This window comes from Sporosarcina jiandibaonis (assembly GCF_013184495.1).
GTDB classification, from domain to species: Bacteria; Bacillota; Bacilli; order Bacillales_A; family Planococcaceae; genus Sporosarcina; species Sporosarcina jiandibaonis.
Window position 1 is genome coordinate 891,303 of record NZ_JAAOIY010000001.1, and the last position, 14,807, is coordinate 906,109.

Here is a 14,807-nt window from a genome sequence, read left to right on the forward strand (position 1 = left end):
ACTTACTTATGGATTTTGTTCAAGACTACATGACCATTCCGCCGTCAACATGGATTGTTTGTCCAGTTATATATGCAGCGTCATCTGAAAGCAAGAACAAGACTGTTTTCGCCACATTTTCTGGACTGCCCAGTTTACCAAGAGGAATGTTCGCAAGCATTTGTTTTTGCACATCTTCACTCAAAGTCTCTGTCATATCCGTGGTTATGAATCCAGGCGCTACAGCGTTGACGTTAATATTTCTTGTCGCAAGTTCTTTCGCCGTCGTTTTCGTTAAACCGATCACGCCAGCTTTTGCTGCGACGTAATTGGCTTGCCCAGGATTACCGGAAACGCCGACTATTGATGCTACGTTTACAATTTTCCCTGCGCGTTGCCTCATCATCTGACGCGTCACGCCTTTTGTGCAGAGGAAAACGCCTTTCAGATTAATATCAATAACATCGTCCCACTCGTCTTCTTTCATGCGCATTAATAAGTTATCTCTCGTAATGCCCGCGTTGTTAACTAGTATATCAATTGAGCCGAATGTTGCAATTGTCTCGTCAATCATATTTTTTACGCTATCGGCATTCGACACATCAGCCTGGATTGCGAATGCTTCTCCGCCCGCATTTTTGATTAACTCGACAACTTCATCCGCTTTGTCTTTACTACCGCTGTAATTGACAACCACTTTTGCGCCTTCATTTGCTAGATTCAGTGCAATTTCTCGCCCAATCCCACGGGATGCACCCGTAACGATTGCCGCTTTACCTTCAAATCTACTCATTTTGACCATCCTTTCGAAGCCTCAACGACTGCTTCTAACGATTCTTCATCATAAACCGGCAAGACTGTAGCTGAACGATCAATTTTCTTGATTAATCCGCTAAGCACTTTGCCCGGACCGCATTCAATAAAATGTGTCACGCCATTGTCCAGCATTGTACGAACTGAATCTTCCCATAAAACAGGCGAGTATAATTGTTCGACGAGCAATCCTTTTATTTCTTCACTATTCTCGACAATCGATGCATTCACATTTGCAATCAATGGAATTTGTGCATCTTTCATTGAAATTTCACCAAGCGTTTCATCAAGCTTTTGAGCTGCTGGTTTCATTAGTGAAGAGTGAAATGGTCCGCTAACATCGAGCGGGATTGCTCTTCTAGCGCCTGCTTCTTTTAATTCGACACAAGCTTTTTCAACGCCTTCTTTTGTACCCGAAATCACGATTTGACCCGGGCAATTCAAATTCGCAGGCTGTACTGCATCGCCGTTTGCGGTAATGGAATCTGTTACTTTTGTTACAGCTTCAGCATCCAAACCAAGAATTGCAGCCATCGCGCCAACACCTGCTGGAACCGCCTCATTCATGTAAAGTCCACGTTTATGTACAGCAGATACGCCATCTTCAAATGATAGTACTCCGGACGCGACAAGCGCCGTATATTCGCCCAAGCTATGCCCCGCTGTATAATCAGGTGTAATTCCCTCTTCAATCAATCTCGATGCAATCATCGATCCGACAGTTAGAAGTGCGGGTTGCGCGTTGTACGTCACTGTTAGTTCTTCTTGCGGACCTTCTAAAATAAGATTGCTCAATGAAAACCCTAGTACTTCATCGGCTCTCTTAAAGTACTCTCCATTTTCACCCGCAAGTTCTTGTCCCATCCCGACAGATTGAGATCCTTGTCCCGGGAAAACAAATGCAATTTTCGTCATTCTTTCTGCTCCTCTCCAATCGTTTTACGGATTGTTCCGCTCACATCATATTCAACCATTGTACGCGCTTGTCGAATCGCATTATAAATTGCATTTGCATTCGATGAACCGTGAGCTTTTATCACTGGCGCATTCAAACCGAATAATCCGGCTCCGCCGTATTCCGAGTAATCCATTTTCTTTTTTAATCCGCTTAGTTCACTTTTTACAAGCGCAGCGGATACCTTTGTTTTTAATGATGATGTGTAAACATCTTTCAACATCGTGAAAAATCCTAGTGCAGTTCCTTCGATTGTTTTTAATACCATATTTCCTGTAAAGCCATCAGTAACAATTACATCTGCAGCACCCATCAATAAATCGCGGGCTTCTACGTTACCGATAAAGTTAATCGGAGCAGCTTTCAAAACATCGTATGCAGCTTTTGTCAGTTCATTTCCTTTTCCTTCTTCAGTTCCAATATTTAATAAACCGATTCGCGGATTAGAAATGCCGCGCACTTTTTCAGCATAAATACTTCCCATCACTGCGTATTGGCCGAGATGGGATGGTTTAGCGTCCGAGTTGGCACCCAAATCGAGCATGACAAATCCTTGACCGTCAACTGTCGGAAGTGTTGGCGCAAGTGCGGGTCGTTCAATGCCGTCGATTCGTCCGACGATAAAAAGTCCTGCCGCCATAAGCGCGCCCGTATTCCCCGCAGAAACACCCGCTTGTGCAGATCCGTCTTTAACGGCACCTGCCATGCGAACCATTGAGGCATCTTTCTTACGACGGATTGCTCGAACGGGCTCATCATCTGGTTCGATTATTTCTGTGCAATGAATGACTGTTAATCGATCATGTTCTTTTAAGTAAGGGGCAATTGCTTTTTCATCCCCGAAAATATGTATATGTATATCGTCAAAAGCCTCGACACTTTTTAATGCGCCTTTGACTATTTCTTCCGGTGCGTTGTCTCCGCCCATTCCGTCTAAAGCGATAATCATAATAATTCCTCCTGTTTCCGCTCCGTCGTCCGGTACATATAAAACTGGCCTGTAAACACGACCAAGTCACCGACTTTGGAAACTACTTCAACAAGTGTTCGATTTTCCATATTGCTGTCTTTTTTAACTTCTGCACGTGCAATTACACGGTCGCCGGCTTTCACTGGTTTCAGAAAATCGATTGTCGACTTTACTGTTAAAGCAAGGTCTTCATCCATAACCGCAACTGCCAGTGAATTTGCTTGGGCAAAAAGATGATGTCCACGTGCAATCCCGCTTCGTTGGAAGACGTGGTCTATTGTAACATCAAAAATAGACAATGCTCGTTTATCAAGTTCTATATCGATAATGTCACCTATTATTTCGTCGGAACTGAGTGATTTTACTTCGCCTGCCATAGACTGCGAAGCTACTCTTTTTAATCGTTTTCGCAGTTCCGGTATTCCGCATTCAAGTCTGTCCAATCGAATTGTTTGAACGCTTACGTCATATCGTTTCGACAGTTCTTCATCTGTCAAAAACGGATCTTGTTCTACCAACTTTTTGAGAAGCACTTGCCTCTCTTTTTTAGGCATTCGCAATCGTTTCACCTTCCGAGTTAGCACTTGGTACTAACATCAGTATATAAAGATAGAAATTAGAATGCAAGCAAGAAATGCAGAGAGCATCGGAGTTAAGGAAAACTATTTTAGCGACTAGTCTAGTTCAAGTGAATAACAAAGCCGATACCCATACTAAGGCATCGGCTTTAATTCAAATAAAGTACAATCTTCTCAATCAATTCGTTCATTCCCCAGCGCGCCTGATTCCTCAAGTTGCTTTCTTAAAAGCGCGTATTCTGGTGCTTCCCAAAAATCATCGGAAGCCAAGAACTTTTCTGCGTCTTTCCTGGCTGTGTCTAGCGCCCTGTAATCATGGACGAGATCCGCCATTTTGAATTCTGGCATGCCGCTTTGTTTCCTGCCGAAAAAGTCGCCGGCGCCTCTGAGCTCCAGATCCTTTTCAGCTAAAACAAAACCATCATTCGTTTCTGTCATCGACTGCATTCGTTCTTTGCCTTCTTCTGTTTTCGGGTCTGCTAATAGGACGCAATATGACTGCGCAGCTCCCCTTCCAACCCGACCTCTTAATTGGTGTAGTTGGGAAAGACCGAAACGTCCAGCATCGTAAATTAACATGAAAGAAGCATTTGGAACGTTAACGCCGACTTCGACAACCGTTGTGGACACAAGAACGTCAATTTCACCTTCGCTGAACTGGCGCATAACGTTTTCTTTATCATCCGAATGAAGTCGACCATGCATAAGCCCGACTGTGAATCGGCCTCGAAAATGTGTAGATAATTGCTCATAAACATCAACCGCATTTTGAACGTCTAGTTTATCGGACTCTTCAATAAGCGGACAAATGACATAGGCTTGTCTTCCGGCTTGTAGCTCCGCTTGCATTTTATTCAATATCGGGTGCAAGGATTCTTCTTTCATCCAGTGCGTTTCGATTTCTTTACGGCCTGCCGGCAATTCATCCAATACAGAAACATCCATTTCTCCAAAAACGGTAATCGCGAGCGTTCTAGGAATTGGCGTTGCTGTCATAAATAAAACATCGGGATTAATGCCTTTTTCGCGCAGCACGCGCCTTTGTTCAACACCAAAACGATGTTGCTCGTCCGTTATAACGAGACCTAAATTCTTAAAGATCACATCTGGTTGAATAAGTGCATGCGTACCGATAAGTAAATCGACATCGCCTGCTGCTAACCTTTCAAGCAAATTTTCCCTCGCCTTACCTTTTGTCGAACCAGAAAGAAACGCGACTGTAACGCCAAAAGGCTCTAACCACTGGGCGAGTGATGCGGCATGTTGTTCGGCAAGTATTTCTGTCGGCGCCATTAGGGCCCCTTGGAACCCCGCTGTAATGGCTGCGTAAAGCGCGATAGCCGCCACGACCGTTTTCCCCGAACCGACATCCCCTTGCAAGAGTCGATTCATCCGCACATCGCTTTTCAATTCTGCGCATAATTCGTTGACGACACGCTTTTGGGCGCCGGTTAATTCATATGGCAATGAAGCGATCAGCGCTTTCACTTTGCCAAGATCATATTCGATAACGACGCCTTTATCCGACTCTTTTCGAATCTTTTTCATTCCTTGCATTTTTAACTGAAAGAGTAAAAGCTCTTCGTAAACAAATCGTCTTCTGGCGTGTTTCATATGTGCTGAACTTTTTGGAAAATGAATCATTTCCAGAGCTTGCTCTAGTGCGGGCAACTTATAAGCTTCGAGTATTTCAGCAGGCAGTGGATCTTCGTGAAGTCCTTTGACACTGTCTAATGCATTGCGCATATAGCGGCGAAATGTTTTTTGATGCATGACGCCTTTCAAACTATAAACAGGTTCAAAGTTAGCTTGTTCGGATTTTGGACCGGAAGTAAAGTTCGATACATTGATCGATTGCCTGCCGCGATCCCATTTCCCGGTTACTGTCACTATCGAGCCAGGTTCAAGGCGATCTTTTAAGTAATGCTGATTAAAAAAGACCGCCTTCACGAGATGCCTGCCGGCGAGAAGACGGACTTGAAGACGAGATCGTTTATTCCCTAAAAACAGAACTGCAGGTTCACTTTCGACTCTTCCTTCGATGGTGACACGCTCATTATGCGGTGTTTCAGATAAGTCCTTCAATGTAAAATCGTCATGACGATACGGGAACGTCATTATTAAATCGGAAATGGTGATGATTTTCAATGACTCGAGTTGCTCTCCAGCTTTCTTTCCGATTCCTTTCACGGTCGTTACGGAGTCATTAAGTGACTGAGCTGCTGCCAACTGTTTGCTCTCCAAATATTTTTGCTTGCAATGCTTTCCCCGTAGGTGTTGCGGCAAGTCCGCCTTTTGCCGTTTCCCGTAAAGCTGAAGGCATTGACTGACCGATTCGGTGCATCGCTTCGATTACTTCGTCCGTAGGAATTCGGCTGACTACGCCCGCCAACGCCATGTCTGCACCGACAAGCGCTTTAGCCGCTCCCATTGCATTTCGTTTCACACAAGGTACTTCAACGAGGCCTGCAACAGGATCACAGACAAGTCCGAGCATATTCTTCATGACAATCGAGAACGCCTCCGCACTTTGCTGTGGTGTTCCGCCTGCCATCTCAACAATTGCCGCCGCTGCCATTGACCCGGCCGATCCCGTTTCAGCTTGACATCCGCCAGCCGCACCGGATATAGAGGCATTGTTTGCAACGACAAATCCAAATGCACCCGAAGTAAATAAATAATTTATCATTTGTTCGCGTGTTGGATTCAATTTATTTTTCACTGCAAATAAAGTTCCCGGAACAATTCCTGCCGCACCAGCTGTCGGTGTTGCACAAATCATTCCCATTGCCGCGTTTACTTCATTCGTCGCGACTGCTTTACTTACCGCGTCTAATATGACGTCACCAGAAAGCGATTTTCCGGACTCCATATATTTTTGAATAAGTACTGCATCTCCGCCAGTTAATCCTGATGTTGAGCGGACTCCCTGCAATCCTCTTTCAACCGCTTCTTCCATTACTTTTAAATTATTATCCATTTGTTCGATAATCTCTTCACGAGTTCTTTTCGTGATTAATATTTCCTGTTCGATCATGATTTCTGATATGGGTTTATTTTGCGATTCCGCAAGCGCGACAAGTTCTTTAACCGAGCTAAATAATACATCCATTCTTCCGTCCCCCTTAATCGGCAATCGTCGAAATTTGAGTGATATGTGGTAAAACTTTTATTTCATCGATAAGGTCGTCATCGATTAACTGATCGACTTCGATGACCATTAATGCCATTTGACCTTTTTCTTTTCGCCCGACTTCCATATGGGCAATATTCACGCCTCTATTAGCAAGCGCATTGGAAACGTTTGCAATGACTCCTGCTGTATCTTCATGGACTACAAGAAGTGCTGGATAATTCCCTGAAAGTCTTAGTGGAAATCCGTTCAGTTCAACAACTTCCATTTTCCCGCCGCCGATAGAAATCCCTGTCAATTCCATGACACTGCTACTGTCCCCAATTACAATCCTAGCCGTGTTCGGATGAGGCATTTCTTCTTCCTCCGGGATAAATTCAAATGTCAAACCGACTTTTTCAGCTTCTTCAAAGGAAGTTTTTATACGTTCATCGAAAGTATCGTAATCTAGTAATCCCCCGATTATCGCAACATCAGAACTATGCCCTTTATATGTTTCTGCAAAAGAACCATAAAGGTGTACGCGAGCCCATTCCGGTTGGCGTCCAAAAAGTGTTCGCGCTACACGTCCGATCTTTGCGGCCCCTGCTGTATGTGAAGATGAAGGTCCGATCATGACTGGACCGATTATTTCAAATACTGATCTGAATTTCACCTGAATTTCCCCCTCCCTAAAACCTGTCTCTATTTTACATGAAAAACTTGAATAGAACAAAAACAGTGCGCTTTTGAATTAGCAACACTGTTTTAGCCTATTATTCAACTGAAATAATATATGGATAGAGCGGTTGATTTCCATGATAAAGTTCTGCTTCCACATGGTCAAAGTTATCTTCGATATAACTTTCTATGACTGAAGCATCTTCTTCACTTACCTCTTCACCGTATAGGACTGTGACGATTTCAGCGTCATCGTCTATAACTTTTGATAAAAGTGATTTTGTCACTTCTTCAATTGATGCATGAGTCGTTACGATTTTCCCTTCGGCAATCCCCATGAATTCGCCATTCTTGATCGTCAGACCATCAATCGTCGTATCTCTGACTGCATGAGTTACTTGCGCGGTTTTTACATAGGATGCAGCTTCCGTCATCGCAGTTGCATTCACGCTAACTTCAGCTTCCGGATTAAATGCAAGAATTGCAGATAATCCTTCAGGAACAGTCTTCGTCGGTACGACCGCCGCTTCAATTCCCACTATTTCCGCGGCTTGTTCTGCGGCCATGATAATGTTTTTATTGTTCGGTAATATTAAGACACGCTCGGCTCCAACATCTTCGATCGCTTTCACGATATCTTCAGTGGATGGATTCATAGTTTGTCCACCCTCGATAACTGCTGAAGCGCCTACGCTTTTCAATAACTCAGCAATTCCGGAACCCATTGCAACCGTTACAATAGCATAAGGATGTTTAATGGATTCAGATTGTTTACCATTATGTACATTGTGGTCTGCCCCCACGAGGTTAATATGTTGTTCACGCATATTTTCAATTTTAATATCGATTAGCGAACCATATTTCTGACTAAATGAAAGCACGTCGCCCGGCTCTTCTGAATGAATATGAACTTTTGCGACGTCATCATCTGATATAACTAGAAGTGAATCGCCGAATCGGCTTAATTCTTGACGGTAATCAGATTCATCATAAGGATTATTCGCCAGTTTCTTATCTTCGAATTTCACCATGAATTCCGTGCAATAACCATAGACAATGTCCTCTGTATTCATGAATCCTTGAAGGCTAAGATGATGTTGTTCATTGATCATTTCTTTCATCGCTTGATCATCGGTTCTTTCTGGAAGTCCTTCGCCTTTCAGAGATGCCAAAAATCCCTCGTAGACGTATACAAGTCCTTGTCCGCCGCTATCCACAACACCGACTTCTTTTAAAACCGCAAGTAAATCAGGCGTGCGTTCAAGCGAAGCTTTCGATTCCCGAACGACGGCTTCCATTACTTCAATGAAATCATCTGTTGTTTTCGAAACTTCCACTCCAGCATTGGCAGCATCTTTTGCAACCGTTAAAATTGTGCCTTCTACTGGCTTCATAACCGCTTTATATGCTGTTTCAACACCGTATTGTAACGCCTCGGCAAATTTTTTGCCGTCAAGAAAAGCTTCTTTTTCAATCGCTTTTCCAAAACCGCGGAACAATTGCGATAAGATGACACCTGAATTTCCCCGTGCTCCCATCAGCAATCCTTTTGAGAGAGCTCCTGCTGTTTCACCGATATGTTCGACGGCATTCGCTTCGACTTCATTTGCCCCGGATGTCATAGACAAATTCATATTTGTTCCTGTATCGCCATCAGGAACGGGAAACACGTTTAACGAATCGACGTAGTCGGCATTTAGATAAAGCTGATGAGCACCGAGCTTTATCATTTCCGCAAATTTTAAACCATCTATTGACTTCATTGAAATAATTTCCTCCTTCTACAGGTTCGTTACGCGAACTCCCTGGACAAATATATTAACCGATTTAACGGATAATCCAACAGTTTTCATTAATGTGTATTTTACTTTTGATTGTACTTGATAGGCAACTTCTGAAATTTTTGTGCCATATCCAATTATGACGTGCATATCAATATGCGTGTCATCGCCAATATTTCGAACAATGACGCCACGCGCAAAATTTTCTTTACGAAGTATTTCTGTTAAACCATCTCGGATTTGATGCTTAGAAGCCATACCTACAATACCATAGCACTCTATAGCTGATTCACCAACGACTTGAGCAATAACATCATTTGTGATATCGATCTTGCCAAACTCGTTTATTACTTCGATTGACATAGTGCGTCCCTCCGCATCCTAGTTTTACTCACCCTATTGTACTATACCCCACATAATAATAAAAGAAAGCATTATCTTTTCAAAGTGCTTGTAAAGGCATTCAGCTTGAAAGTTGCATCGAAATAGGTTGCAATACCGACTTAACTATGATAAATTTAATTGTATGCGAATTTAAGAAATGCATCGCTTAATCTTCATTTACGAGGAGGTACAAATATGTCTAAACAATGCGTAATCACTGGCCGTAAAGCTAGTACAGGAAATACACGTTCTCACGCACTAAACTCAAGTAGACGTACATGGGGAGCGAACCTTCAAAAAGTCCGCATCCTCGTTAACGGTAAACCTAAAAGAGTTTGGGTTTCTGCAAGAGCTCTAAAATCAGGTAAAGTTCAAAGAGTTTAATGGAAGAGAAACAAAATGCCAAGCTGAAAAACTTCAGCCTGGCATTTTTTCGTTTTTCTTCCTCTTTTTCTTGTTCGATGGCTTAGATTTTTCATCTTTACGAAAGACAACTATACATTTCCGGACGAAACCGCTCACAAACTTTGGTAAAGTAAATGTATAAACGCGCAACTCCCCACTCCTTTCAAGCATCTGAACTCCTTACCATTAAGCATATGCCCCCGCGGAAGGAGATAGTACAGATATGAGAAGCTGTCTCGTTACTTGTAAACTTTGTCATGCCTAACTCCAGCGTTTCATTAAAAGTTTCATACTTAAATCCAGTAAGCGTAAGGTCTGTCACTTTTAGGCCAAAAGAAAAAAATGAAACAAATGGATAACGTTGGTCATGAAGCAGTTTATGTACAGTCGGGAGCAGGATTGTCATTTCGTTTGTTCGATTGATAATCGAAAATGAAATGTCGGGATATTCGATTTGCAAGCGATACAAAAGATGAAGCGCAGACGCTGAATGATCAAGCCGACCGCCTGTGACACCCGTCAATAATACATTTTCGGGTTTATAAGAGAGCGCACGTGCAATCGCTAGTTCAGTATCGGTTTCATCTTTTTCCGCATTGAATTCCGAGATGTTTTTGATTGTCTTTTTAATTTGTTCATACTCTTCTATTGAAACAGAATCGAAATCTCCAACTGCTTCATTCGGAGTGATTCCTTTTTCAAGTAGATGAATCGCCCCTCTGTCTGCGCCGATAAACACTGTTTCCTTTTCATGAAATCCGGATAAATCCGCAAGTTCATGTTTTGGTCCTCCCGCACAGACAATGGCATATTTCATTGATTAATAACTCCTTCTCCTGCCGCTTTGATCTTTTGTAAAGCTTCAGCACGATTTTCTTTATTGAAAATAGCTGAACCCGCAACTAAAATTGTCGCCCCGGCTTCAACGCAAGGAATTATCGTGTTTTCATCTACACCGCCGTCAATTTCAATTTCAATCTCTAAATTCCGTTCTTTAATAATTGCAGCGAGTTGTTTTACTTTCGGTAGTACGGTATGAATAAACGCTTGACCGCCAAACCCTGGATTTACCGTCATAAATAAAACCATATCAACATTGTCAAGAACATGTAGAATCGTTTCTACAGGTGTATGTGGATTCAAAACGACCCCCGTCTTCACGCCAGTCGACCGAATCAGTTGGAGCGTGCGATGCAAATGCGGACAAGCTTCAACATGAACCGTTATATAGTCTGCTCCTGCTTTTGCAAATTGCTCGATATAAGCGTCCGGATTTTCAATCATCAAATGGACGTCTAGCGGCAATGATGTTACCGGTCTTAACGCTTCAACAACGATTGGTCCCATTGTAATATTTGGCACGAAATGGCCGTCCATAACATCAATATGAATGAGATCCGCTCCTGCTTTTTCTACTTCTTGTACTTCTTCGGCTAGCTTTGAAAAATCTGCGGCCAAAATTGAAGGTGCAATTTTAATCATGTTTTTCATACCTCGGCTTTCTTTCTGTTATTTCTTGTAAAAAGTAAAGATAATTTTCGTAGCGATTTTTTACAATTTCTCCATCCTCAACTAATTTCTTCACTTCGCATTTCGGTTCGTTCAAATGTATGCAACCACGGAATTTACAATAATCCGATGCTTGATCGATTTCTATAAAGTAGCGAGAAAGCTCCTCTTTTTCGATATGATCAGTCTCAAGTGAACTAAATCCCGGTGTATCCGCAACAAGGCCGCCAGCGACTTCTAACAGCTCAACATGTCTTGTCGTATGCTTTCCTCGACCTAGGGCTTCTGAAATCACGCCTGTTTTCAAACCAAGTGAAGGAAGCACATTATTTAATAATGTGGACTTCCCTACACCCGATTGACCTGCTAATACAGTAGTTTTCCCTCTTAATATCGGCCCAAGCAATTCAGGTAAATTTTCATCTTCTATAAAAGTTTTCATAACTAAATAACCGATTTTCTCATAGTATTTTGCGGCTATTTCAACTTTTTCAAGCTCTTTTTCATTCGCAAGATCTTTTTTTGTTAAACAAATAACCGGGCGAATTTTAAATGATTCAATAACGGTAAGAAAACGATCAAGTAAATGAGCACTAAAGTCTGGTTCTACGATTGAAAAAACGAGAATCGCCTGATCCACATTAGAAATCGGCGGTCGCACGAGTTCGTTTTTTCGTTCGTGAACGACTGTAATTGTTGCATCATTATCGCCATCAGGAACAAAGGTGACAAAATCGCCTACTAGCGGGTGAACCCCGCGTTTTCTAAAAACACCGCGACTTTTGCATTGAACGATTTTGCCATCGCATTCTACATAATAAAATCCGCTAATCGCTTTTCTAATTTGTCCTTCCAGATAAATTACCCTCTCTCTCAATCAACTTCGTCATAATGGAATGTTTCTTCTGCAATTTGTGTATCGTCTCGCATAATTCGGTAAGCGCCGCTTTGCCCTTCTTCCAACTCGATGGTGATTCTTCTCGGCGTATCTTCGGTGATTTCGAAATCGCTAAATACGTCAGCCATTGAATTTTTACGGTCTTGAATATAAATTCGAATTCTATTCGGTTTTCTTTCCCCTTCCGAGTCTTCGTCCTCACCGTCTTCAGGATCTTCAGGGACATATTCAATCGTTACGGTTTGAATTAATTGTTTAATCGGCTTTTGCTCTTGACCTAAAGATTGAACAACTTCAACCCTTCCGCCTTTTTCAATCATTGTATCGGCAGCTGGTTCTTGAGAAATAATTCTTCCTTGTCCGACTGTTGCGTGGTGCACCTTGCTAGTCACGACTATGTTTAATCCCGACGACTTGGCATATTCCTCTAATTTCTGTTCATCATAACCAACAAGATTTTCAAGTTTTCGCATCTCTTTCCCTTTACTTACAGTAAGGACTAAGTCAGTTTCACTGAGCACGTATTCAGGACCTGCTTCAGGTGATTGTTTTATAATTGTTCCCTTTGTTTCATTATCAAAAACTTCATCTATTTTAACCGATTTAAAACCCATATTTTCCACTATACCCTTTACTTGCTCGATGTCGCGTCCGGTATAGTCCGTTAACTCTGTCGCTTCTTTTCCTGTACTAATATAAAGAGTGATTTCAGTTCCCGGTCTTCGTTCTTTTCCAGCTTCAGGAACGGTGCGAATTACTTTACCGGCTGCAAATTCATCAGAAGTTTGTTCAGTTCTATCTTCTGCAACGATAAAACCTTTTTCTTCAAGTAGATCGATTGCTTCTCTCTCATCCATATCACTAACATCAGGAACTTCAATTTTATTAAGTCCCAATAAAGCAGGTAGAAACATGATTAATAGTCCGATTACAGCAAGACCGGCTATAATTCCTAAGAATATCGGCCATTTTTTACGCTTCTTCTTGACTGGTTCTTCAACTATTTCTTCTTCTGGCTCAACCGGATGATTTTCTTTTGTTTGTTGTACATTATCGAACTTTGATGTCGCTGAAATAGCAGGAATCGCTCGTGTCGTTTCATCATCAAACGTAATGGCAAACTTTTCTTCATTTGCTCGTTCAGGTGATAAGACTGTTGCAAGATCGTCTTGCATTTCATCCGCGGACCTATATCTGCTAACAGCGTCTTTAGCGGTCGCTTTTAAAATGACATTTTCTACGCTTTGCGGAATTGTCGGAAATAACTTTCGTACAGAAGGCGTTTCTTCCTGTAAATGCTTTAAAGCGATTGAAACCGCCGATTCACCTGAGAATGGGAGCTTCCCTGTTAATAATTCATAAAAGACAATTCCTAAAGAATAAATATCTGATTTTTTTGTTGCCATGCCGCCGCGCGCTTGTTCTGGCGACAAGTAATGAACGGTGCCCAATACTGAATTTGTTTTTGTATAAGCGGTAGCACTTAATGCCATCGCGATACCAAAATCAGTTATTTTCACATTTCCATCGTGGTCCATCAAAATATTTTGCGGTTTTATATCCCGATGAACAATGCCGTTATAATGCGCATTTGAGATGGCCGAGACCAACTGTTGCATAATCGGCAAAGCTTGCTCAGGTGCTAATGGTCCATTGGATTGTATATATTCCTTCAATGTTTGACCTTCAATATATTCCATTACAAGGTAATGGATATCGCCGTCTTCTCCTACATCATAGATGTCAACAATATGCGGATGCATTAAGCTTGTAGCAGAAAGAGCCTCTCTCATAAAACGCCGTTTGAGTTCCTCTTCATTTGAAAAGTCATAATTCAAAACTTTTATGGCGACATCCCGGTCGAGGATAATATCATGTGCAAGATATACGCGCGACATGCCGCCTCCGCCGATAAACTTCAATATTTCATAACGTCCGCCAATTCGTTTGCCAATCACAAGACCGACACCTCCTCATCCGAAGGCTTTAGCAGAATAACTGAAATGTTATCTTCGCCGCCCAATTTATTTGCCAAGTTTACGAGCGCTTCCGTTTTTTCACGCAGTGAGCAATCTGATAAAATAATACGATGCATTGATTCTGCATCGACTTTATTACTTAAACCGTCAGTACAAAGGAGTAGATAGCTATCTTTTTCAAGTTCTATTGAATGATAGTCTGGTTCAATTGTTCTTTCAGATCCCAGGGCCTTCATAATCCAGTTGCGCTGCGGATGTTTAGCAGCTTCTTCCTTGGTGATTTCCCCGCTTTCGAGAAGAACATTTACATAGGAATGATCCACCGTAACTTGACGTATTCCCTCGGGGTCTATCTTATAAACTCTACTGTCCCCGATATGGTATATATGGCAGGAACGATTTTTAATAATCGCTGTTTCAAGAGTCGTACCCATTCCCTTGTAATCCTCATGATCTTTTGCATAATTAAATAAAAATCGATTGACATGATAGATTGTTTCTTTTAACCAAAGAGTCCAATCAATTTCCTGGTCGATTTCTCGATCTTTCAATTTCATAAATTCCTCTTCGATAACTTGTATCGCAGCTGAACTCGCAAAATCGCCCCCGCGATGCCCCCCCATTCCATCTGCAATGACCGCAAGTGTTATTCCTTCGGGAAGTGTAAAGACTGCCGCGCTGTCTTCATTCACTGCTCTTTTTTTCCCAATATCTGAAAGAACTTCAAATTGCACCATCCATCTCCCCATTCTATCTTGTCTGC

General features: G+C 42.1%; 16 protein-coding genes. 1 reads left to right on the forward strand and 15 read right to left on the reverse strand.

From position 1 onward, the window contains the following. Positions 1–25 precede the first annotated feature (25 nt). The 9 genes from fabG to G8782_RS04690 all read right to left on the reverse strand — a co-directional run bounded on the left by fabG (position 26) and on the right by G8782_RS04690 (position 9,232). Positions 26–772: a 3-oxoacyl-[acyl-carrier-protein] reductase gene (gene fabG, locus G8782_RS04650; protein ID WP_172369720.1), complete on the reverse strand. Its 747-nt coding sequence runs from the start codon at positions 770–772 to the stop codon at positions 26–28. Beyond that, complete coding sequence (gene fabD / locus G8782_RS04655) at positions 769–1,707, reverse strand: ACP S-malonyltransferase (protein WP_172369721.1); 939 nt, start codon at positions 1,705–1,707, stop codon at positions 769–771. Before fabD ends, fabG begins: the two co-directional genes overlap by 4 nt. Continuing rightward, the gene (gene plsX / locus G8782_RS04660; protein ID WP_172369722.1) at positions 1,704–2,696 is read right to left on the reverse strand and encodes a phosphate acyltransferase PlsX; all 993 of its coding nucleotides are present in this window, start codon (positions 2,694–2,696) and stop codon (positions 1,704–1,706) included. Before plsX ends, fabD begins: the two co-directional genes overlap by 4 nt. After that, a complete protein-coding gene (gene fapR / locus G8782_RS04665) occupies positions 2,693–3,277 on the reverse strand; it encodes a transcription factor FapR (RefSeq protein WP_172369723.1) in 585 nt (194 codons plus the stop codon). Before fapR ends, plsX begins: the two co-directional genes overlap by 4 nt. 192 nt (positions 3,278–3,469) lie before the next feature. Next, complete coding sequence (recG, locus tag G8782_RS04670; RefSeq protein ID WP_246231543.1) at positions 3,470–5,524, reverse strand: ATP-dependent DNA helicase RecG; 2,055 nt, start codon at positions 5,522–5,524, stop codon at positions 3,470–3,472. Beyond that, a complete protein-coding gene (gene sdaAA / locus G8782_RS04675; protein WP_172369725.1) occupies positions 5,502–6,407 on the reverse strand; it encodes an L-serine ammonia-lyase, iron-sulfur-dependent, subunit alpha in 906 nt (301 codons plus the stop codon). The genes recG and sdaAA overlap by 23 nt, the downstream gene beginning before the upstream one ends. Positions 6,408–6,420: 13 nt before the next feature. Next, entirely contained in the window at positions 6,421–7,083 is a 663-nt protein-coding gene (gene sdaAB / locus G8782_RS04680; RefSeq protein ID WP_172369726.1) for an L-serine ammonia-lyase, iron-sulfur-dependent subunit beta, read from the reverse strand. Positions 7,084–7,183: 100 nt separating this feature from the next. Then, a complete protein-coding gene (locus tag G8782_RS04685) occupies positions 7,184–8,851 on the reverse strand; it encodes a DAK2 domain-containing protein (protein WP_172369727.1) in 1,668 nt (555 codons plus the stop codon). Between the two features lie 18 nt (positions 8,852–8,869). After that, positions 8,870–9,232, reverse strand: coding sequence for an Asp23/Gls24 family envelope stress response protein (locus tag G8782_RS04690; protein WP_172369728.1), 363 nt, complete (start codon positions 9,230–9,232; stop codon positions 8,870–8,872). Positions 9,233–9,448: 216 nt separating this feature from the next. On the opposite strand from G8782_RS04690, the gene rpmB reads away from it, so the two are divergent. Beyond that, a complete protein-coding gene (gene rpmB, locus G8782_RS04695; protein WP_172369729.1) occupies positions 9,449–9,637 on the forward strand; it encodes a 50S ribosomal protein L28 in 189 nt (62 codons plus the stop codon). Positions 9,638–9,670: 33 nt separating this feature from the next. On the opposite strand, the gene spoVM is transcribed toward rpmB, so the two are convergent. Genes spoVM through G8782_RS04725 form a run of 6 tightly spaced genes read right to left on the reverse strand, consistent with a single transcriptional unit; the run spans position 9,671 to position 14,781 of the window. After that, positions 9,671–9,829: a stage V sporulation protein SpoVM gene (gene spoVM, locus G8782_RS04700; RefSeq protein ID WP_246231544.1), complete on the reverse strand. Its 159-nt coding sequence runs from the start codon at positions 9,827–9,829 to the stop codon at positions 9,671–9,673. Further along, the gene (locus G8782_RS04705; RefSeq protein WP_172369731.1) at positions 9,822–10,475 is read right to left on the reverse strand and encodes a thiamine diphosphokinase; all 654 of its coding nucleotides are present in this window, start codon (positions 10,473–10,475) and stop codon (positions 9,822–9,824) included. Before G8782_RS04705 ends, spoVM begins: the two co-directional genes overlap by 8 nt. Next, complete coding sequence (rpe, locus tag G8782_RS04710) at positions 10,472–11,140, reverse strand: ribulose-phosphate 3-epimerase (protein WP_172369732.1); 669 nt, start codon at positions 11,138–11,140, stop codon at positions 10,472–10,474. The genes G8782_RS04705 and rpe overlap by 4 nt, the downstream gene beginning before the upstream one ends. Next, on the reverse strand, positions 11,133–12,044 hold the full coding sequence (gene rsgA / locus G8782_RS04715; protein ID WP_246231545.1) for a ribosome small subunit-dependent GTPase A: 912 nt from the start codon (positions 12,042–12,044) through the stop codon (positions 11,133–11,135). The genes rpe and rsgA overlap by 8 nt, the downstream gene beginning before the upstream one ends. Then, a complete protein-coding gene (gene pknB, locus G8782_RS04720; protein ID WP_172369733.1) occupies positions 12,041–14,023 on the reverse strand; it encodes a Stk1 family PASTA domain-containing Ser/Thr kinase in 1,983 nt (660 codons plus the stop codon). Before pknB ends, rsgA begins: the two co-directional genes overlap by 4 nt. Then, positions 14,020–14,781: a Stp1/IreP family PP2C-type Ser/Thr phosphatase gene (locus G8782_RS04725; RefSeq protein WP_172369734.1), complete on the reverse strand. Its 762-nt coding sequence runs from the start codon at positions 14,779–14,781 to the stop codon at positions 14,020–14,022. The genes pknB and G8782_RS04725 overlap by 4 nt, the downstream gene beginning before the upstream one ends. Between the last annotated feature and the right edge of the window lie 26 nt (positions 14,782–14,807).

Coding starts and splice junctions, on each gene's coding strand:
- sdaAA (WP_172369725.1), bottom strand. CDS start 6,407: ATGGATGTATTATTTAGCTCGGTTAAAGAACTTGTCGCGCTTGCGGAA.
- G8782_RS04705 (WP_172369731.1), bottom strand. CDS start 10,475: ATGAAATATGCCATTGTCTGTGCGGGAGGACCAAAACATGAACTTGCG.
- fabD (WP_172369721.1), bottom strand. CDS start 1,707: ATGACGAAAATTGCATTTGTTTTCCCGGGACAAGGATCTCAATCTGTC.
- rpe (WP_172369732.1), bottom strand. CDS start 11,140: ATGATTAAAATTGCACCTTCAATTTTGGCCGCAGATTTTTCAAAGCTA.
- spoVM (WP_246231544.1), bottom strand. CDS start 9,829: ATGCTTGAAAGGAGTGGGGAGTTGCGCGTTTATACATTTACTTTACCA.
- fabG (WP_172369720.1), bottom strand. CDS start 772: ATGAGTAGATTTGAAGGTAAAGCGGCAATCGTTACGGGTGCATCCCGT.
- G8782_RS04685 (WP_172369727.1), bottom strand. CDS start 8,851: ATGAAGTCAATAGATGGTTTAAAATTTGCGGAAATGATAAAGCTCGGT.
- G8782_RS04725 (WP_172369734.1), bottom strand. CDS start 14,781: ATGGTGCAATTTGAAGTTCTTTCAGATATTGGGAAAAAAAGAGCAGTG.
- plsX (WP_172369722.1), bottom strand. CDS start 2,696: ATGATTATCGCTTTAGACGGAATGGGCGGAGACAACGCACCGGAAGAA.
- rpmB (WP_172369729.1), top strand. CDS start 9,449: ATGTCTAAACAATGCGTAATCACTGGCCGTAAAGCTAGTACAGGAAAT.
- G8782_RS04690 (WP_172369728.1), bottom strand. CDS start 9,232: ATGTCAATCGAAGTAATAAACGAGTTTGGCAAGATCGATATCACAAAT.